The following is a 19641-nucleotide window of genomic DNA, read 5'->3' as shown; positions in this document are numbered from 1 at the left end:
AACTATAATCCTTTATTTAAGTCACAATATATCCAACCACTCGTTCCCAGCCCAAAAGAGATAACAGAGAGAATAGGGTCGTAAATAAAATCACGCTTGCGGTGGCTTGTTTGGCGACGTGATACCTTTCCGATAGAAGGTATACATTAATGCCCGTGGGCAAACTCGATAGAAGAACCAAGACTTGGGTTTCTAATACACTCAAACCAATCACGTAATTGGCAATGAGTAATACTAGAAGTGGGAAAAAAAGTATCTTAACCAGTAACAGTGACAACACTTTTTCTTTGGCAAGCAATCTAAGTTGGTAGAAGCTTAGACTGGCTCCAAGTACACATAAAATAACAGGTAAGGCCACCCAACCCACCGCCGACAAACCGTTAACTACCCATGGGCTCAACGTCATCCCCCACAAATTCAACAATAGTCCACTAACAATCGCGATAAGAATGGGATCTGTGGCTACCTTGCGATAACTATAAAAGCCTGACTCCCCAGAATGAATCATCAATACATTAAATAACGGAAGCACAACCAGTAAGTTGGTGACAACTATACCCATTAAAATGAGTTCAGCTTCCGCGCCATAAAGTGTAAATATCAATGGTACGCCGACCCCTACCGCGTTAGGGTATATCGCTGAAATGGCTTTAATATTGGCGCAAGAGGCCGTGTTCAGCTTGTTTTTCATCAGACTATGGCGTAAACCAAAAAAGAGCGTGCCGACACAAACTCCATAAGTGGCAATAACGCTCAGTGATGGCAGTAAATTAAGATCAGCTCGGTAAATAGATGAAAAAAACAAGCTCGGGGTGAGGTAACTAAAAGCAAAGCTTCGAATCCAATCAACCCGCGCCTGAGTCACTTGCGGAACCACTTTAGCAATGAAGAAGCCAAGGAATATCCATGACATTAACTTGGCTTGCTCCATAAGCTAGCATGGCTCCTTCACGGTACTGTTAGCTTTACTTTGTGCAATAGACAACAGTTCAAGGTACCCCGAGGCTTGCCATGCGGTTCGCCCGACAAAAACGCCATCAATATTGGGCTGGTCGAGCAATTCCGACGCATTGCCCAAATTAACACTCCCTCCATAGAGCAAAGTCATGGTTTGTGCGATTGGTTCTCCATATTGGTGACTCAACGCATCACGAATTGCCTGGTGAACACCTTCCGCTTCTTCATTGGTCGCCGGGGTGCCATTTTCACCGATGGCCCAAATAGGCTCGTAAGCAATAATGACCTGGCTAATTTGGGCACGCGGCACTTGAAACAACGCGATTTTCACCTGTCTAACAACAGATTCAATCGACACACCCCATTGTTTTTCATCGGCACTATCGCCTACGCACACTAGCGGTGTCAGTTCATGCTTTAACGCCGCTCGTACTTTTTGGTTCACCGTTTTATCCGATTCACCAAACAAGCCTCTTCGCTCAGAATGACCAATTTCTACTAGCGTCGCGCCACAATCTTTGAGCATTAACGGCGAAACCTCTCCGGTAAAAGCGCCCTCATCTTGCCAGCACATATTTTGCGCACCCACTTTCATCCTCGTATCGCTGAAATCGCTCACAACATTAGTGATATAAGGGAAAGGAGGAATAACAAATGGTTGAACACCAGCACTGCAATTTTTAACCGACGCAGAGACCGTGTTAGCCCAGGCCTGAGCGGTCTCCCCGGTCTTGTTCATTTTCCAACTTGTCCCTACCCATATTTTTTTCATGCCGGAACCTGCTCACAAGCAAATTCACTCATAAACTCAAGAATGAAGGCCATCGACATGGCGCCAGGGTCTGGGTGGCCTAGAGAACGCTCGCCTAACGTTTTCGCCTTACCCGTCGTCGCGATCATATCTTTCGTCGCCTCAACGCCTTGCTTTGCTGATGCTGCAATCGCGGGGAGATGTTCCGCTAAATCACCAGAAAGTGACTCTGATGTTTTCACCGCCGTGACCAAGGCATCGATCATGGTTTTGTCACCAGGCTTTGCACCACCACGCTCATAAACGCCTTCTAATCCCGCGGTTAAAAACGCCGACAACGTCTGGGTATCTAATATCGTTGCGCCTTTAATAGCTTTCGCGCCCGAGCGATACAACGTACCAAAGATAGCGCCAGATGCACCACCCATCGATGCCATCATAGTACTACCGATTTTGAGTAATAATTTACTGACATCTTCAGGCTGATAATCACTTGCCAATAATTCAGCAACTGCTTTAAAGCCACGCTCCATACCGATGCCATGATCACCGTCACCAATAGCTTGATCATATTTGGTTAGTACCGGCTCACTTGCGATCATTTTATCTGCTACATAAGCCATCATGTTTTTCGTTGTTAATGCATCCATTTCTTAATTCCTTAACGCAAAAGAGTCACAAGGTAGGTCGTAAAGTGATTTAATTTCTTCATCCAATTTGAGCATTGTCAGTGAATAACCAGACATCTCCTGCGATGTACAGTAATTACCCACTAATGTGTGGTGAACGCTAATACCACGTTCAGCAAGCAAAGCGTGTGCTTTTCGGCTTGCGATTAACAATTCCATATAAGTCGATGAGCCCAAGTTGTTCACAAGTAAACAGACTTCATCACCCTTTTGGTAAGGTAAGTCATCACACAGTTGATCGATTAACTTCGTCACGACCTCATCTGCCGATGACATTTTTTCTCTTGCAACACCAGGTTCACCATGCAACCCCATACCAATCTCAAGTTCATCATCTGGTAATTCAAAATTAAAGGTGTTGGTTTGCGGCACCGAGCCTGCTGATAACGCCACACCTATTGAGCGCGTATTGTCTCGTGCGCGCTCCGTGACCTTCACAACGTCTTCAAAGCTATATGACAAAGAGGCGGCACCAGCAATTTTCAATACATAAACATCCCCTGCCGTGCCGCGTCTTTCCGTGATTTTTTCTAGCGGCGCTGACGCCACGTCATCCCATACTCGAATGGTATGCGTCTTAATATCATCGTCGTCTGCTAGCTCTGCGGCGATATCAAAGTTCATATTATCTCCGGCGTAATTGCCATATATATAGATAACCCCTTTGCCGTTATTTACCGCTTCTGTGGTTTGCAAAATGACGTTAGGCGGAGGCGCAGCAAAAATATCACCTAATGCGGCAGCATCCGCTAAACCATGCCCCACATACCCAGCAAATAAAGGCTCATGACCTGCACCACCGCCTGTCAATATGGCCACTTTATCCGAAGGAAGATCGGTACGAATTGCCGCTGTAATACCCGGAAGTGCTTCCAACTTTCCGCTCATGACAGACAGAAGACCTTCAAATTGTTCTTGTGCCACATTAAGCGGCTCATTAATCAGTTTTTTTGGTTTTCTCATGGGTTCACCACTTATTTTTTAACAGTTCTTTCAGGTTTATTTTTGTGCGTTGTTTTGATAGCTAGTGGCCATTTTCACCGTCAGCTTCAGCGCATTTTCCATCGCTGGAGTTGACGCAATGTTTTTTCCATAGATATCAAATGCCGAGCCATGGTTAGCGGTCGCTATTGGCAATGGGATCCCACCTTGAACCGTAACACCACGATCAAAGCCCATCATTTTTAAGGCTGTTGCACCTTGGTCGTGATACATAGACACAATCGAATTCATCTTCTCTTTTTCAACAATCCACATCGTGGTATCTCCGGGGAAAGGGCCAAATGCTTGAATGCCTTTTTCCTTGGCTTTTTCAATCGCGGGAGTAATCACCGTAATTTCTTCATCGCCAAAGAGCCCACCTTCGCCCCCGTGAGGGTTTAATGCCTGAACGGCAATTCTCGGCTCCTCAAAACCTGCCGATTTTAAGGTGTTGTTCATCAACTCGATGGTTTTAAGAACAGAGTCTATAGAGAGGTTTTCAACCACATTTTTAAATGGAATATGAGAGGTCACTCGACCTGCCCAGATATCATCAACGACGTTAATTTCACAGCCAAAGTCATGGAAGTCCGTCAGTTCAGCAAACCATGAAAGTTCGTCTCTGTGCTCTAACCCGGCCATACTCATTGCTTGCTTATTTAACGGTGCAAAGCAGATTCCATGCGTCTTATGCGCCAACGTTAGGTCGACGGCAATTTTCAATGTTTCCAGAACGTAAGTGCCACCTTGCGGCGTCGCTTTCCCATATTCAATGCTATCAACGTGGGATGATTTGAACTGAAGGAGCACAGGCTTACCCGTTTTAAAGTCAGCCTGCTCGAAGGTATCTACAACATCGTATTCAAAGGAAGCTTGAGCAATGTCCATGCCTTTTCGCAGCTCATATTCATCCGCAATGATCAAAATATTAGCTAATGACCGGCTGGCCGGCTGATTAAGCACTTTTGCCGCGACTTCTGGGCCAATACCCGATGGGTCACCTAATACAAGAGCAATCGTTGGTTTCGTCATTTTCTCATTCCTTGATAATTATTTGTTATAAATGTAATCCACGAACCCTACAGACAAAGCTGGTACGTAGGTCGCGAGCAGAAGCACGATAAACAGAACGCCAATAAATAACGCATTCACCTTGGTCACTTGCCAAATATCACGCTTAGCGATAGAACAAGCCGTAATAAGAACACTGGCGACTGGAGGCGTTTGTTGCCCAATAGAGATATTCAATGCCAACATGATGCCAAAATGAATAGGGTCAATGCCCAACTCATGAATAAGTGGCAATACGATTGGAACCGTTAGTATGATAGCGGCGGCGCCGTGTAGAAAAATACCGACGATAAGTAGCATGACATTCAGCATCATCAGTACCACGTACTTGTTTTCTGAAATACTCAGAATACCGGCAGCCATAGTCTGAGGCACTTCTTGCTCGGTTAGGAATAACCCTAAAACAGCCGATGTCGCAACAAGTAACATCACAACAGAGGTCCCTGTCACTCCTTCCATCGCAGCTTTATAAAACAGTTTCAGATCCATTTCTCGGTAAATGAAAACACTGATCACCAAGGCTAAAAGTACCGCGATACCTGCCGCTTCTGTCGCGGTCATAAAGCCAGACAATATCCCGCCAAGAATGGCAAAAGGTAGGGTTAGCGCCCAGAAGGCATCTTTGAACGCTATCCATAATTTACGCAAACTGAAGGCATTTTCGCGAGGTAAGTTATATTTCACCGCATAGTAGTAACACACGCCAAACATACCCGCAGCACCAAGTAGGCCTGAGACAATCCCCGCTACGAATAGCTGAGAGATCGAGACATCTGCCATTGCACCGTAAATGATCATGGGTAAAGAAGGAGGAATAATTACGGCAAGAGAAGCCGATGAAGAAGTGACAGCCGCTGAGAAACTAGCTGAATAACCTCGTTTTTTCATCGCTGGTATTAAAATAGAGCCGAGTGCGGCAACGTCCGCTACCGCTGAGCCTGATATCTCTGCGAAAATCATCGATACGCCAACGTTGACCATTGACAATCCGCCACGGACAAAACCAACAATCGCACTAACGAAGTTAATGAGTCTCAGCGAGATGCCACCCGTGTTCATTAACGCGCCTGCGAATACAAATAAAGGTATCGACAGCAGCGTAAACTTAGAACCACCTTCGAACATCGACAGTGCAGCATTATAAATCGCATCAATGCCTGACGTAGCGACCATACCAACAAGGGCAACAGAACCAATTGCAACCGCAATAGGCACATTGATCATCACTAACCCGATTAGACAAGCGAGTACAATTAGTGCGCTCATTTCACCACCTCCATCACTTCTGCCATATCTTTCTTAGCATCACGAATTGCGTCTTGAATTTCTTCTTCCTCTTGCGTTGAGCCTTTGCAAACCATTTCCCATGCTTTCGGAAAAGAGCAAAGTTGCGCCACCACAAAAAGAACAGCACCGATTGGCAAAGCAGATTGCGCGAATGATAAGGTAATAAACTCCAAGCTAGTCAGCGTCTCATCACCAAAAATTTCTAAAAGGTAGTAACTTGCCCACGCCATCACCACAAAGAAGGCAATGACAATAAATTCACTTAGTAAGAAGACCAGCTTTCTTACCCCTAACGATAAGCTTGCAACGAGTCCGCCAAACCCCATGTGGGAGCGTTTTAGCGCACAAAGTGCCGAGCCATAGAATGTTAACCAGGCCAATAAAATCGCCGACACTTCGTCATACCAGTACAAAGACGCACCGCTAAAACGAGAAAAAACAGCAACAATGATGATTGCACTTAGAGACAGCAATATCGTTAGTGAAATAGCGATAAGCACTTTTTCTAGTACATTTGAAATGGTATTTATGCCAGCTAGAAAAGACATCATAATCCCTCGTAAGAACACCTGAGAAAGCCATGACCTCATCGGCCATGGCAATATCGTTACTTAGCGCTTGCCATTGCTTTAGTTAACATGGCAGAGCCGTTATTTACATTTTCAACAAAGTCATCGTAAATAGGTTGGCTGGCATTAACAAAAGCATCTCGATTAGCCACATTTAACTTCATGCCACCTGCGACCAACTTGTCTTTAAGCTCACTCTCCAGTCGAGCCGCTTCTTTGTAGCCCCACTGCTGAGCTTCTACCGCCGAAGCTTCTAGGATTTCTTGGACTTCTGAAGGGAATTTTTTGTAGTGACTAGCGCCAGCGGTTAAGTACGCAGGGGTATACACGTGGTTAGTGACACTCACGTAGCCTTGTACTTCGTGTAGCTTAGCCGCATAAATATTGGTATATGGGTTTTCTTGACCGTCAATAACACCAGTTTGCAAACCAATGAAAACTTCGCTGAAGCTCATTGGCGTTGGGTTTGCTCCCCAGTTTTTAAACATTTTTACGCGCCAAGAACTATTAGGTGTGCGAATCTTAAGACCTTCTAAGTCTGCAGGGGTATTAATTGGACGTTGTGCATTGGTGATATTACGGAAACCATTTTCCCAAAAACCTATCACTTTATAGCCTTTTTTCTCTGCTGCTGGTGCGATATACGGCCAAAATACATCCTGTTCAATTTTTGCCACATGTTGACGATCGGATACGAGGAAAGGTAACTCAAACAACGCCATTTCAGGGACATGAGTTGGCAGTGTTGACGTCAATAATGCAAGATCAATGGTGCCCAATTTTAGCTTTTGTTGGACATCTTTATCTTTTCCTAATTGAGCCGCACCGAAGAACTTTAGGTTGTAATCAAGACCAGATTTCTTGAATTGCTCGTTGGCATAATCCGCAAAATGCTGCGTAGTGTTGTATTGCAACGAACCGAGTTGTGCACTAGTCGCGACTTTAAGATCTTTTGCTGCTACGGCAGATGACATCATTACTGCAATTGCGATACTGGTATAAGTTAGCGTTTTATTTTTCATGTTAAATTTCCACGTTATTCCATTAATCAGATGGTTGGTTTGTCTCTTTCGCTATGAAATGAACTCTTTTTCGATCTCCTTAATTCGATTAACTTTGGGGGTTGACGGCCCATCAACAAACTCTGCTGCAAGCCAAGTATCTAATATTGATTTCGCAAGCTCAGAGCCAATAACTCGCGCACCCATCGTGATGATTTGTGCGTCATTACTTTTTCTTGCCCTTTCAGCTGAGAATGTGTCGTGACAAAGTGCTGCTCTAATACCAGGAACTTTATTCGCCACTATTGAGACGCCGATTCCGGTACCACATAAAATGATCCCTCTTTGGTGTTTACCCTCACTAACAGCCACGCTGACCGCTTTTGCAATGTCGGGATAAAGCGCCTCACTATCGGAATCAACACCATAATCAGCGACTTCAATACCCTTTTCGAGCATGTGTGCCTTAAGACACTCTTTCAGCTCAATGGCAGCATCATCACATCCAATCGCTATCATTCCTTACTCCTACCATGTACATATGACCAAACAAGTTACAAATGATAATGCACTTATAACCCTAATATTTACATGCGTTTCTATATTAAACGAGATGTAAATCACTCTTTATTTACATGGCAGCAACATTTATGTGATCAAACTACAACCTAGCTTTATCGTTAAAGGATGACAATTGTTCTTACCTTATTCGCCTAAATCCACATCAAAAAAACACAAACTCAAATACAATCAATAACTTACAGCATACCCACTCACTCATAGTCTAGAGTGAAAACTCTATCTTATAAAACGGGAGCACATAATTGTTTCATTTATATTTCAATTGAGTAATTAGTCACTCAGTTCATAAATGAGAGCACTGCAGCATTTATATTAATGTACATATGGTACTCATAGTGAACACATGAACAACAACCACTAATATGGAGCTTTTATGAATACCGATCTATCTCTAACTTTTTCCCAAGTAACTGAAGCTGCCGCGCTCGCTGGATATAAATGGCTAGGGTGTGGTGACAAAGAGCAAGCCGATCAATCTGCAGTAGAGGCGATGCGTCTATTACTAAGCAATGCTGCTATCAATGGAAAAATTGTCATTGGAGAAGGGGAAATCGATGATGCCCCTATGCTATTTATTGGAGAAGAGCTTGGAAAAGGCGGTCCGAATATAGATATTGCCGTTGACCCAATAGAAGGAACACGAATGACCGCAATGGGACAATCAAACGCCATCGCAGTACTTGCGGCAAGTGAACAAGGAAGTTTATTGCAAGCACCCGATATGTATATGGAAAAGCTAGTTGTGGGACCGAAATCTCGCGGGGTCATTGATTTGGACTTATCTCTAGAAGAGAACTTAATTCGTGTCGCCCAGTCCTTAAGTAAACCTATTAATGAGTTGGTCATGGCGACATTAGCCAAGCCTAGACACAACGAAATTATTAAACAAGTGCAATCTTTGGGTGTACGGGTGTACGCTTTTCCAGACGGCGATGTCGCTGCCTCTCTGCTAACTTGTATGCCAGAAAGTGATATAGATTTGATGTACTGCATTGGCGGTTCACCAGAAGGCGTGATTACTGCTGCAGCCATGCAGGCCTTAGGTGGTGACATGCAAGCCAAACTACTCTTTCGCGATCAAGTTAAAGGTCAATCAGCCGAAAATCAGTTGCACGCACATATAGAGCAGCAACGGTGCGTAGAAATGCACGTCAACGCCAATACTAAACTCGAGCTAAACGATCTGGCCCGTTCAAAAAATGTTATATTTTCAGCAACGGGTATCACCAAAGGCGACTTACTAGAGGGAGTAAAAGCCGGAAGTCAAAACCTAACAACAGAAACACTATTGATTCATGGGCAAAGCCGTATAATCAGAAAAATCCGATCTACGCATGATTTTTCATTACTTAATAGTGAATTACACGCCAAATCAGCCTAAATTGTCGCAAACTTAATTTGCGCCCAATAACGCGGTAAGGGAATATGGATTTATCAAATATTGAACAAACAGAAGAAAATAATCTACTCACTGAAATCGCTGTTGCGTATTACCAAGATGGAGCGACTCAGGAAGAAATTTCTAAACGGTTTGGGCAATCCAGGGTCACGATAGGACGGCTGCTAAAAAGAGCTCGGGACAAAGGCATTGTTGAAATAAAAGTTAAATACCATCCAGTATTTGGCGCCAAATTAGAAGAACAATTAAAAGAACGATTCGGCCTAAAGCGCGCTCTTATCGCCCTTGACCAACCGACCGAAGATGAGCAACGCAGTTTACTCGCCGGTGTTGTCTCTACTTATCTCTCTTCCACTCTTAAGGATGGAATGGTTGTTTCAATAGGACAAGGGCGAAATGTCTCTGCCGTATCTGAGCATATTGGCATTGTGAATCCGAAAAAGTGTACGTTTGTATCGAGTATCGGTGGCATTCACCCAAGAGGGGGCATGTTAAATGCCGACCACATATCACGTCGCTTTGCTAAAACATTTGATGGTGTGAGTGAAACGCTCTATGCACCAGCATTTATTAAGGACCCAAACCTACGCCAAGCGCTAATGGAAGATGAAACTGTTCAGCAAACATTGGATATAGCTAAAAAAGCAGATGTCGCTTTGGTGGGTATTGGTGATCTCAGTGAAAGCAGTTATATGGTGAACTTAGGGTGGTTCTCAGTTCAAGAAATGGTAGAAGCTAGGATTCAACAAGGCGTGGTGGGAGAAGTGGGAGGGTATGATTTTTACGATATAAAAGGGAGAGTTCAGGATACAAAAATGAGCAATCGAGTCGTTGGACTTACCATCAGCGATTATCAAAAAATCCCACAAGTTATCGCCATCGCTTCAGAAGCCAGTAAACCTTTAGCTATTGTTGGTGCACTGCGAACCGGAGCCATTGACATTTTAGCGACCAGTGTAGCCAATGCTATAACAATATTGAATCTCGACGCTCAACAATAACACGCATCCATGATTTTATTTATAGAAAGGCAGCGAAACGGTTGCCTTTCTATTATTAGCTATTAGGTTAAACATATACATAAGATAATGAGCAATCTGTCATTTTAGAAGATAATTCTGAATCTACATGGCAAGAATAATGGGGTAATTGCCATATACAAAAAGTATTTTAGTGCAACGTATCTAAAATTTATGACTCAGAGTTTAGCGAAAAGCAGAATGATATTGTGTGACGTTAAGAGGATAGAGAAAAACGACCAATACATTCATTTAGACTGTTAGTAATACTTCCTTGCTGAGTTTTCTCGCAATAGGAAAAGTCTATACCAACATTACCCATATTATCTTTCATCATAACATGGCGCGATAAAATATCGCCGTTAAGCTGGTGTATTAACACACTCCAAGAGAGTTGATTTTTAAATAAAACAAAATTTACTGTCATTGATTACCTTTTTTTGCATTGCTGTTACTGTTGCTATTATTTTTACAGTGTTGAAACCAAAAGCGCTTACGACCCATTGAACGAGACATAGAAGATCCTTAATATTATTTTGCAATGAAGATACCGTCACTCACATGAATGAGATATGTTAAATTGCTGATTTTACAGAAATTATGGTGTTGAGATTTATATTGATATTGCGAAGTGAATAAACCGTGTGACATGCGTGAAAGGCAGGTGTTGCGTATTTTCTGTGTTCGAAATTCCAGTATAGAGAATAAAAGTAGATATTACCGCAAATGACCATCGCCATTTGCGGTAACGTCGAAATTAGATAGCTACAACGTTAGCAGCTTGAAGACCTTTTTGGCCTTGCTCAACTTCGAAAGATACTTTTTGGCCTTCAGCAAGAGTTTTGAAACCCTCAGAAGCGATAGCACGGAAGTGTACGAATACGTCTGCGCCGCCGTTGTCTTGAGTTAGGAAACCAAAACCTTTCTCTTCGTTAAACCATTTTACGATACCAGTTGTTTTAGTAGACATAATGTGTCCCTTATAAGTTAAATTCATTAGAAAAATATCGCGATTTCGCGATGCGCTGAAAGCTTGAATTATTGAATGTGACGATGAAGCTAAGGGAACCGCTGAGGATAACAACTATTACGAAGAATTCTGAGGATTGCTTTACTTGATGTATCATTAATAACTCTGAACAACAGAGCGAGGTGGATAATACTAGAGTCCCGGAGGTTGTCAAGCGGTTTTATGACAGATATTCAATAAATATTTTTCGATGCCTATCTCTTTTACAATCGACAACTAACAGTGAGAAAAAAGGCGTAGCACTATTAAAGCTGGCATGTGCGACGCCCTGCCAATTCCTTCTATAAATCAGTCTCGCGGAAAGTATTGTCGTCATACCTATGTCCATGCGCTACGTCTACGTAACTATGCAAAGAGACCCATTGATAGCCATGAATATAACCTTACCGAGCCACCGCCCAATGAGACGCCACCGCCATTGCCATCGGTATATGGGTCTGTTGAATCCATCCAAGCGGTGTTCAACACCGTTACGTCAAATAGCTCGCTCATCACTTCTGAACCCGAAACAGCAACCGAGTACAAAAGGACAGACACCTTAAAATACTTCTGGTTTCTGTCCTTTGGTTGGCTCCCATACATACTCTTACACCTTTCCATAAGTGCTCGATGTTAAACTTACATATCGTATATAAAAACAACACTTTTAATAATAGTGATAACAATATTATGAATTTCAAAGTCCTCTTAATAGCGTTGGGTCTAACCAGTACAGCGCTGTTTTCATCGCTCACGACAGCTAAACCATCTTGCAGTATTGACGCTTTTCAACCTGTCGATATTACGCCTAGCATTCAAGAAAGCTTGGTAGAAAAACAAAATGGGCAAATCGTAGTAACTCAACAAGCGACGATGCGCTGCGCAAACATTACATTCTCCACCGCCTATACCCGAAATCGAGTCGCTCATGCCATGGCCCAATCCTTTGAGGCCACTTACTTTGATGGCGAACACGCAACGTCTCGCTCTGTCACTTTCAGCGAAGACGAGCTACGAGCCGGCTATATCAAAATTGGTCCACACCAACCCCGCAGCGTTTACGTCTGTTTTACTAAATCAGAAACACCTATAAACATCATTACCTGTGACATTGACTAATCATCTTCTTATATCCAGCACCAAAATTAAATTTAACAAACCGTACTCCGATAACCACCTGCTCACCTAGCGACAGAAGAGATAACGATACGCTAGGAAAAACAAAACCGTGACAGAGCAAGCTCTACCGTTTTAACTAGAAATAAACGCAGTTTTGATTCCAACCACCGTTGAGGTCCCCCGAATGGAATAACACCATATAGACGATGGTATCGCCGGAACATAGGGAGGTTTCACCATAAAAAAATCGGCGCTGATTATATCTGCGCCGCTTTTATGATATTGCTCTTTGTGCGTGATTATTCTTCTTTAACAACCAAGCACCTAAACGCAAGATACTTACTCAACCGTCACCGCTTTCGCAAGGTTGCGTGGCTGGTCGACGTCGGTCCCTTTGATAAGCGCGACATGGTAAGACAACAACTGCATCGGTATGGTGTAATAGATTGGTGCAATGATATCGTCTACTCGCGGCATTTTGATGATTTTCATGTTTTCATCGCCTTCAAAGCCTGCGTTCTCGTCTGCGAATACATATAACAAACCACCACGAGCACGTACTTCTTCAATATTGGATTTTAGCTTTTCTAACAGATCATTGGTTGGCGCGACGACAACGACTGGCATGTCTGCGTCAATCAGTGCCAAAGGTCCGTGTTTTAGTTCACCTGCTGCATAAGCTTCCGCGTGGATGTATGAGATCTCTTTTAGCTTCAACGACGCCTCCATCGCGATAGGTGAGAACTCACCACGACCAAGGAACAAAGTATGGTGTTTATCAGCAAAATCAGGTGCCAGAGCTTCGATTTCTTGATCAAAAGCCAAAGCTTTTTCGATATTCGCAGGCAATTGATGCAACGATTTTACAATTTCGGTTTCACGTTCTGCAGTCATACGCCCTTGTAAACGGCCTATAGATACCACCATCATCAGGAGTGCAGCGAGCTGAGTTGTAAAAGCTTTGGTTGAAGCCACACCAATTTCGGTCCCAGCTCGCGTCATAAAGGCGAAATCTGACTCACGAACCAAAGATGAACCTGCGACATTACAAATAGTCATCGCCGCCATATAGCCTTTTTCTTTTGCAAGACGCAGCGCTGCTAGTGTGTCCGCGGTTTCACCCGATTGAGATAGCGTCACTAAGAGGCTATTTGGGCGAACGACGAAATCTCGGTAGCGAAATTCAGAGGCTATCTCCACATCGCAGCTCACGCCTGCTAACGATTCAAACCAATAACGAGCAACCATCCCTGCGTTATAAGATGTCCCACAAGCAATAATTTGTACGTGGTCAACTTTATTTAAAATTTCAACAGCATTAACACCAATACTTTCTGGTACTACCGCAGTGTCGGTAATACGACCTTCCATTGTGTTGAGCAAAGCTCGGGGCTGTTCAAAGATCTCTTTTTGCATGAAGTGACGATATTGACCTTTATCACCGGCATCATGCTCGGTATTCGACTCCGCTATTTCACGCTCTACTGGGTTACCAGCAGCATCAATTACGTTCACTTCTCGGCGAGTAATCTCAGCCACATCACCTTCTTCAAGATACATGAAACGACGAGTCACACTCAGTAGCGCAAGTTGGTCAGAAGCCAGAAAGTTTTCACCGACACCAAAGCCAATAACAATTGGGCTACCTGAACGCGCAGCGACAATGCGGCTTGGATCTTTACGATCGACAACCACGGTACCGTATGCACCATCCAGCTGAGCAGCGGTTTTTTGCAAAGCTTCAACTAAAGTTTCGGATGTACGGCGTTCCCACTCAACAAGGTGAGCGATAACTTCAGTATCCGTTTGAGAGTGAAATACATAACCACGCTCTTTCAGCACGCTACGTAGCTCTTCATGGTTCTCAATAATACCATTATGCACAACGGCAATATCACCAGAGACGTGTGGATGCGCATTCGCTTCTGAAGGCTCACCATGTGTTGCCCAACGCGTATGAGCGATACCTGTACCGCCAATCACATGTTGTGTATTTACCGCATCAGCAAGCTCTTGTACTTTACCTAATCGACGAACTCGCGTCAGTTCTGCGCTTTCGTTGACCACAGCAACACCCGCTGAGTCATAGCCGCGATACTCAAGGCGACGAAGACCTTCAACCAAAATTTCAGCGACATCACGTTGCGCTACCGCACCTACGATTCCACACATAGCATTTCTCCATTTATTATCTTTTCCTCCTATGAACGCAAGCAAGTCATTATCTAGGAGGAGAAATTTGAATTAGGCGCAGATTACCTTGACGCCGTTTGATTCTATTTGTTGTTTTTGTTGAAGTGATAAGCCGCTATCTGTCACCAAGACATCTATGGCATCCCAAGCAAGTTCCAAGTTCGGTATCTTTCGACCAATTTTTTCAGACTCAATCATAACAATGACTTCACGAGCGACTTCTGCCATCACGTTACTTAACCCTGTAAGCTCATTGAATGTCGTCGTACCTCGAGTAAGATCAACGCCATCTGCTCCAATAAACAATTGGTCAAAGTCATACGATCGTAGTACCGATTCAGCTACTTTGCCTTGAAATGAATCAGAGTGGCTGTCCCAAGTTCCCCCGGTCATCAATAGTGTCGATTCGTTTTCTAGTTCATTAACAGCATTCGCTAAGGCGAGCGAATTAGTCATAATGACCAAACCTTTTTTACTTCCTAAACAGGAAACCAGTGCGCCGGTCGTACTGCCGCAATCAATGACAATGCGGTTGTGATCTCGAATCAAGTCAACGGCAGCTTTAGCGATGCCTTCTTTATCCGCGATATCTTCAATAGAGTGATTCAGAACTTCATCAACCGCTTCTTGTGGCAGCGCCACGGCACCGCCATACCGTCTTAAGAGCTGGCCATTATTCTCTAAAGAAGTCAGATCCTTTCGAATCGTCACTTCTGAGGTATCAAATAGCGCAGACAGCTCTTCTACACTGACTTGTCCTTTCTCTTTCACCAGCTGTGCAATTGAATGACGCCTTACTTGGGTATTTCGCTTTCGCATTAGTTTCACTTCAAAACTTATTAACTAAGCAAATTATTTCACAACGGAAGATAATAGGCAAATTAGTACGCGGTAAATTTCACATATACGCCTAAATGTCTCATTTTTATTACATGAAAGGCTGTTTGTCTCAGTTACGAAACGAAACATGTAAAGTTCATACCTTCCGATATAATAAGGGAGCGCTAATAGCGTTAAAGAAAATTGACGGTACTTAATCGCTACAATAAAAAAGCCCCCTCGGGCTCGAATCGAGGGGGCTCGCTTTACCACGGTATGCTCATTTAGTCTCAAAATGACACACCGCTTATTGGAACTCAGGTTAAATGGTGAATTATTTCGCCACTTCTTGGATGATGGCTTCAAGTCTATCTAGACCATCCGCTAATACCTCAGATTCAATCGTTAACGGTGGCAGCAAACGAATCACATTCGCTTTCACCCCACAAGATAACAAGATCAATCCATTCTCTTGTGCCTTACTGATCACGGCCTTGGTAATATCTTGACCAGGAAGCCCGGTCAACGGATCGGTAAACTCAATCGCCATCATCGCGCCGATAGTACGAACCTCACCAATTGCTGGCACGGTTTCTTTCAGCTTATTAATACGCGCATTCACTATCTCACCAATGCCCTGCGCTTTCGCGCAAAGCTGCTCTTCTTCAACAATCTTAAGCACTTCTAATCCAGCAACACAGCCAAGCGGGGAGCCGGCGTAAGTACCGCCAAGACCACCCGGTAATGCAGAGTCCATAACCTGCGCTTTACCCACTACGGCAGAAATTGGGAAACCACCAGCAATGCCTTTCGCCATTGTCATCATATCTGGTTCAATACCTAAATATTCTGTTGCGAACATTTTACCAGTACGTGCAAAACCGGTCTGAATTTCGTCGGCAATGAGCATGATACCGTGGTCATCACACAATTGACGTAATGCCTGAGCAAACTCTGCAGGCGCTTGATAGAAGCCACCTTCGCCCTGTACTGGCTCAAAAATGATGGCCGCTACTCGGCTTGGTTCAATATCGCAAGCAAAGAGATCGTGTATCGCTTGCAAGCTCTGCTCGGTTGAAATGCCATGATAGGCATTTGGGTACGGAGCATGGAAAATTTCATTCGGAAACGGTCCAAAACCCGCTTTGTAAGGCGCAACTTTACCGGTTAATCCCATCGTCATATTGGTGCGACCGTGGAACCCGCCTTTAAAAGCAATGACACCACTACGGCCCGTATGTGCGCGCGCCACTTTTACTGCGTTTTCTACCGCTTCAGCACCCGTTGTCAGGAAAATGGCTTTCTTCGGTGTATCGCCAGGCGCGATATCAGTGAGCTTTTCCGCTAGCTCGACAAACGATTCGTAAGGCGTAACCATGGCACAAGTATGTGAAAAATTATCAATCTGCGCTTTCACCGCTTCTGAAATACGCTTATTGGAATGGCCCGTATTGGTCACGGCAATACCCGCGGCAAAATCGATGTATTTATTGCCGTCGACATCCCAAACAAAGGCATTGTCAGCTTTCTCAACGTAAAGGGGATAGAGCGCGCCCATACCCTGAGCAATGACTTGGCTTCTTCTTTGGTGTAGTTGTTGGTTTTTCATTGTTAATTCCTTCTTAATTGCCACCAAAACATAGGTATTTAACGTCCATATATTCGTCTATCCCTTGTTTTGCGCCTTCACGTCCAATACCCGATTGTTTCACGCCACCAAATGGCGCGACTTCTGTTGATATAATGCCTTCATTGATGCCTACCATGCCGTACTCTAGAGCTTCTGCTACCTTCCAAACACGGTGGATATTTTGGCTATAGAAATACGATGCTAAGCCGTAAATCGTATCGTTAGCCATTTCAATCAATTCTTCGTCAGTTTCAAAACGCACCACTGGCGCGACAGGGCCGAAGATTTCTTCTTGAATGATGTCCATATTGTGCGTGACATCTTTCAAAATAACAGGCTGCATAAAGAGCCCATCCATCGCCTTAATTTCTGTTGTCGGTGTTGCGCCTTGCTCAATTGCACGGTCAATCAGAGCTTGAATGCCTTGCTTCGCTGATTCGTTAATAACCGGACCAATATTGACCCCTTCATCCAAACCATTGCCGATTTTGAGCTGTTGAACGGCGGCATCAAATTTAGTCACAAACTCATCGCATACTGCGTCGTGTACGTAAAATCGGTTAGCACACACACACGTCTGCCCTGCGTTTCTAAATTTTGATGCCATTGCGCCTTGAACCGCAGCATCGATATCCGCATCCTCAAAAACGATAAACGGGGCGTTACCACCAAGCTCCATTGACGTGCGTTTAATGTCTTTGGCGCTTTGCGCCATCAACACGCTGCCCACTTGAGTAGAACCAGTAAATGACAATTTTCGAATGAGAGGGTGGGATGTGAAAATCGCACCTATCTTGCGAGAACTTTCACCTAGAACGACTTGCAGCACATCACGAGGAATACCCGCTTGATAAGCCAGCTCAACAACGGCGAATGCCGACAACGGCGTCGAATCAGACGGTTTAACAATAAAACTACAGCCTGCCGCGAGTGCTGGGCCCGCTTTACGGGTGATCATCGCAATAGGAAAATTCCAAGGCGTAATTGCACAAGCCACGCCGATAGGTTGCTTAATCGTGACTAAGCGCTTATCCGCTGTAGGCCCCGGAATAGATTCGCCGTACGTACGTTTCGCTTCCTCAGCAAACCATTCAATAAAACTGGCACCATAAAGCACTTCACCCGCCGCTTCCGCTAATGGCTTACCTTGTTCTAACGTCATGATACGCGCTAGATCATCTTTATTTTCAAGGAGCAATTGATACCAACGATTAAGCATGCCAGCGCGAGTTTTAGCTGGCAGTTTTGCCCACTCTTTTTGGGCAATATGAGCACGTTCAATGCTGTCCATTAATGCCGCTTCATTCGATACTGGCGCTTGACCTACCTGCTCCCCTGTTGCTGGGTTAGTTACGGTGACCGTCTGCTCAGCCGCAGAAGTCATAAAAGAGAGTAAGCTTTTATTCTGTATTTGCTGCATGGTAATTTACCTTCTTTTCGTCTTCCTTGGGCTCTACGCGCATTCGGAAAACACCTAAATTATTAAGCAGGGATCTGCTGTGTTATACAATGGATATTGCCACCACCCAGTAGTACTTCTCTGGTTGGGATACCCACGATGTCAAAACCGGGTAGTGCTTGTTCTAATATTTCTATTGCCACGCGATCAAATTGTTCATCAAGCAATGGAAGAAACACGTGGTCATTGACCATGAGAAAGTTCGCATACGAGGCACTTAAGCGTTCGCCCTCTTGACGCACCATACCGTCACTTGATTCAATCCCTTCCGCTTCTTCTTGTGTGTAATACAAGGGGCCCGGTACAGGGATCTTGATGACCTCGATAGTTCGCCCTTTCGCATCTTGTTGGCTAGCTAGCGCGGTATAAGCTTCACGAGAAAGTTTAAATTGTGGATCAAATGGGTCATCTGTCCAACTCAGTACCACCTTCGCCGGTCCAATAACATGAATTAGGTTATCAACATGACCGTCGGTTTCATCGTTATAAAGACCTTTCGGTAACCAAACAATTTTCTCGGCGCCTAAATACTCACACAAGCTGTGCTCGATTTCCGCGCGCTCTAACTGTGGGTTACGACCGGGGCTAAGCAAGCACTCTTCCGTGGTATAGAGTGTGCCTTCTCCATCAGTATGAATGGATCCTCCCTCTAACACGATCGGCGCTCGATAATGATCCATACCGGCAACGTCACACACCGACTCTGCCACTTGATCATCTGCACGCCAATCATCATAAAGGCCGTTAAACTCGCCGCCCCACGCGTTGAACTTCCAACTCACGCCACGGCGCTCACCCAGAGCATTCACAACAACCGTTGGTCCAATATCACGCATCCAAGAGTCGTTATAATCCATTTCCACTAGCTTAATTGAGCTATGCAGTAAAGCGCGGGCACGTTCATAATGTCCAGATGCCACAGCCACTGTCACCTGTACCACATCTGCAATGGCGTTCGCGACATTGGCAAATGTTTGCTGAGCAGGAATGGCATCATTACGCCAATTGTCTTTTCGCTCTGGCCACGCTAACCACACTTCTCTCACTGGCTCAAATTCTGCTGGAAAAGAAAACCCGTCTTGTTTTGGTGTTGTTGTGAGTCTCAT

The 19641-nt window shown here is 44.4% G+C and carries 19 protein-coding genes; 3 read left to right on the top strand and 16 right to left on the bottom strand.

Annotation, left to right across the window (positions count from 1 at the left end):
* Positions 1-16: 16 nt before the first annotated feature.
* From L4D05_RS16635 to rpiB, 9 genes are read right to left on the bottom strand one after another with little or no spacing between them, the layout of a single operon-like run.
* The gene (locus L4D05_RS16635; RefSeq protein ID WP_428794678.1) at positions 17-931 is read right to left on the bottom strand and encodes an AEC family transporter; all 915 of its coding nucleotides are present in this window, start codon (positions 929-931) and stop codon (positions 17-19) included.
* A 3-nt stretch (positions 932-934) separates the two neighbouring features.
* Entirely contained in the window at positions 935-1729 is a 795-nt protein-coding gene (locus L4D05_RS16630; protein ID WP_428794677.1) for a triose-phosphate isomerase, read from the bottom strand.
* A complete protein-coding gene (dhaL, locus tag L4D05_RS16625) occupies positions 1726-2358 on the bottom strand; it encodes a dihydroxyacetone kinase subunit DhaL (RefSeq protein WP_428794676.1) in 633 nt (210 codons plus the stop codon). The genes L4D05_RS16630 and dhaL overlap by 4 nt, the downstream gene beginning before the upstream one ends.
* Positions 2359-2361: 3 nt before the next feature.
* A complete protein-coding gene (locus L4D05_RS16620) occupies positions 2362-3360 on the bottom strand; it encodes a dihydroxyacetone kinase subunit DhaK (RefSeq protein WP_265674277.1) in 999 nt (332 codons plus the stop codon).
* A gap of 36 nt (positions 3361-3396) precedes the next feature.
* Positions 3397-4410, bottom strand: coding sequence for a 4-hydroxythreonine-4-phosphate dehydrogenase PdxA (locus tag L4D05_RS16615; protein WP_428794675.1), 1014 nt, complete (start codon positions 4408-4410; stop codon positions 3397-3399).
* An 18-nt stretch (positions 4411-4428) separates the two neighbouring features.
* Complete coding sequence (locus L4D05_RS16610) at positions 4429-5715, bottom strand: TRAP transporter large permease (RefSeq protein ID WP_428752023.1); 1287 nt, start codon at positions 5713-5715, stop codon at positions 4429-4431.
* The gene (locus L4D05_RS16605; RefSeq protein WP_265674280.1) at positions 5712-6287 is read right to left on the bottom strand and encodes a TRAP transporter small permease; all 576 of its coding nucleotides are present in this window, start codon (positions 6285-6287) and stop codon (positions 5712-5714) included. The genes L4D05_RS16610 and L4D05_RS16605 overlap by 4 nt, the downstream gene beginning before the upstream one ends.
* A gap of 56 nt (positions 6288-6343) precedes the next feature.
* Positions 6344-7327, bottom strand: a complete 984-nt coding sequence (locus tag L4D05_RS16600) for a TRAP transporter substrate-binding protein (RefSeq protein ID WP_428794674.1) — start codon at positions 7325-7327, stop codon at positions 6344-6346.
* A gap of 51 nt (positions 7328-7378) precedes the next feature.
* Positions 7379-7825, bottom strand: a complete 447-nt coding sequence (gene rpiB / locus L4D05_RS16595) for a ribose 5-phosphate isomerase B (protein WP_428752025.1) — start codon at positions 7823-7825, stop codon at positions 7379-7381.
* A 436-nt stretch (positions 7826-8261) separates the two neighbouring features.
* Here rpiB and glpX point away from each other — a divergent pair, with 436 nt between their 5' ends.
* Both glpX and L4D05_RS16585 read left to right on the top strand, forming a co-directional pair.
* The gene (glpX, locus tag L4D05_RS16590) at positions 8262-9269 is read left to right on the top strand and encodes a class II fructose-bisphosphatase (RefSeq protein WP_428794673.1); all 1008 of its coding nucleotides are present in this window, start codon (positions 8262-8264) and stop codon (positions 9267-9269) included.
* 44 nt (positions 9270-9313) lie between these two features.
* A complete protein-coding gene (locus L4D05_RS16585) occupies positions 9314-10288 on the top strand; it encodes a sugar-binding transcriptional regulator (RefSeq protein WP_428752027.1) in 975 nt (324 codons plus the stop codon).
* 775 nt (positions 10289-11063) lie between these two features.
* Here L4D05_RS16585 and cspE read toward each other — a convergent pair.
* Entirely contained in the window at positions 11064-11276 is a 213-nt protein-coding gene (gene cspE, locus L4D05_RS16580; protein WP_250619120.1) for a transcription antiterminator/RNA stability regulator CspE, read from the bottom strand.
* A gap of 405 nt (positions 11277-11681) precedes the next feature.
* Positions 11682-11918, bottom strand: a complete 237-nt coding sequence (locus tag L4D05_RS16575; RefSeq protein WP_428794672.1) for a hypothetical protein — start codon at positions 11916-11918, stop codon at positions 11682-11684.
* Between the two features lie 87 nt (positions 11919-12005).
* Here L4D05_RS16575 and L4D05_RS16570 point away from each other — a divergent pair, with 87 nt between their 5' ends.
* A complete protein-coding gene (locus L4D05_RS16570) occupies positions 12006-12434 on the top strand; it encodes a hypothetical protein (RefSeq protein ID WP_428794671.1) in 429 nt (142 codons plus the stop codon).
* Positions 12435-12773: 339 nt separating this feature from the next.
* Here the strand turns inward: L4D05_RS16570 and glmS are convergent, their stop codons facing one another.
* The 5 genes from glmS to aguA form a co-directional block, all read right to left on the bottom strand.
* Entirely contained in the window at positions 12774-14606 is a 1833-nt protein-coding gene (gene glmS / locus L4D05_RS16565) for a glutamine--fructose-6-phosphate transaminase (isomerizing) (RefSeq protein WP_428752031.1), read from the bottom strand.
* A gap of 72 nt (positions 14607-14678) precedes the next feature.
* Complete coding sequence (locus L4D05_RS16560; protein ID WP_265674298.1) at positions 14679-15446, bottom strand: DeoR/GlpR family DNA-binding transcription regulator; 768 nt, start codon at positions 15444-15446, stop codon at positions 14679-14681.
* 334 nt (positions 15447-15780) lie between these two features.
* Positions 15781-17055 carry a 4-aminobutyrate--2-oxoglutarate transaminase gene (gene gabT, locus L4D05_RS16555; protein WP_428794670.1) on the bottom strand — a complete coding sequence of 425 codons (1275 nt, stop codon included), beginning with the start codon at positions 17053-17055 and terminating at the stop codon, positions 15781-15783.
* Positions 17056-17068: 13 nt separating this feature from the next.
* Positions 17069-18496 (bottom strand): NAD-dependent succinate-semialdehyde dehydrogenase, encoded by a 1428-nt coding sequence (locus L4D05_RS16550; protein WP_428794669.1) that lies wholly within the window; start codon positions 18494-18496, stop codon positions 17069-17071.
* A gap of 62 nt (positions 18497-18558) precedes the next feature.
* Positions 18559-19641, bottom strand: coding sequence for an agmatine deiminase (gene aguA / locus L4D05_RS16545; protein ID WP_428794668.1), 1083 nt, complete (start codon positions 19639-19641; stop codon positions 18559-18561).

The organism is Vibrio nomapromontoriensis (assembly GCF_050337205.1).
Taxonomy (GTDB): Bacteria; Pseudomonadota; Gammaproteobacteria; order Enterobacterales; family Vibrionaceae; genus Vibrio; species Vibrio nomapromontoriensis.
Note: the sequence above shows the minus strand (reverse complement) of the source record. Positions and strands in the feature narration are given on the sequence as shown.

Coding starts and splice junctions, on each gene's coding strand:
- L4D05_RS16635 (WP_428794678.1), bottom strand. CDS start 931: ATGGAGCAAGCCAAGTTAATGTCATGGATATTCCTTGGCTTCTTCATT.
- L4D05_RS16630 (WP_428794677.1), bottom strand. CDS start 1,729: ATGAAAAAAATATGGGTAGGGACAAGTTGGAAAATGAACAAGACCGGG.
- dhaL (WP_428794676.1), bottom strand. CDS start 2,358: ATGGATGCATTAACAACGAAAAACATGATGGCTTATGTAGCAGATAAA.
- L4D05_RS16620 (WP_265674277.1), bottom strand. CDS start 3,360: ATGAGAAAACCAAAAAAACTGATTAATGAGCCGCTTAATGTGGCACAA.
- L4D05_RS16615 (WP_428794675.1), bottom strand. CDS start 4,410: ATGACGAAACCAACGATTGCTCTTGTATTAGGTGACCCATCGGGTATT.
- L4D05_RS16610 (WP_428752023.1), bottom strand. CDS start 5,715: ATGAGCGCACTAATTGTACTCGCTTGTCTAATCGGGTTAGTGATGATC.
- L4D05_RS16605 (WP_265674280.1), bottom strand. CDS start 6,287: ATGATGTCTTTTCTAGCTGGCATAAATACCATTTCAAATGTACTAGAA.
- L4D05_RS16600 (WP_428794674.1), bottom strand. CDS start 7,327: ATGAAAAATAAAACGCTAACTTATACCAGTATCGCAATTGCAGTAATG.
- rpiB (WP_428752025.1), bottom strand. CDS start 7,825: ATGATAGCGATTGGATGTGATGATGCTGCCATTGAGCTGAAAGAGTGT.
- glpX (WP_428794673.1), top strand. CDS start 8,262: ATGAATACCGATCTATCTCTAACTTTTTCCCAAGTAACTGAAGCTGCC.
- L4D05_RS16585 (WP_428752027.1), top strand. CDS start 9,314: ATGGATTTATCAAATATTGAACAAACAGAAGAAAATAATCTACTCACT.
- cspE (WP_250619120.1), bottom strand. CDS start 11,276: ATGTCTACTAAAACAACTGGTATCGTAAAATGGTTTAACGAAGAGAAA.
- L4D05_RS16575 (WP_428794672.1), bottom strand. CDS start 11,918: ATGTATGGGAGCCAACCAAAGGACAGAAACCAGAAGTATTTTAAGGTG.
- L4D05_RS16570 (WP_428794671.1), top strand. CDS start 12,006: ATGAATTTCAAAGTCCTCTTAATAGCGTTGGGTCTAACCAGTACAGCG.
- glmS (WP_428752031.1), bottom strand. CDS start 14,606: ATGTGTGGAATCGTAGGTGCGGTAGCGCAACGTGATGTCGCTGAAATT.
- L4D05_RS16560 (WP_265674298.1), bottom strand. CDS start 15,446: ATGCGAAAGCGAAATACCCAAGTAAGGCGTCATTCAATTGCACAGCTG.
- gabT (WP_428794670.1), bottom strand. CDS start 17,055: ATGAAAAACCAACAACTACACCAAAGAAGAAGCCAAGTCATTGCTCAG.
- L4D05_RS16550 (WP_428794669.1), bottom strand. CDS start 18,496: ATGCAGCAAATACAGAATAAAAGCTTACTCTCTTTTATGACTTCTGCG.
- aguA (WP_428794668.1), bottom strand. CDS start 19,641: ATGAGACTCACAACAACACCAAAACAAGACGGGTTTTCTTTTCCAGCA.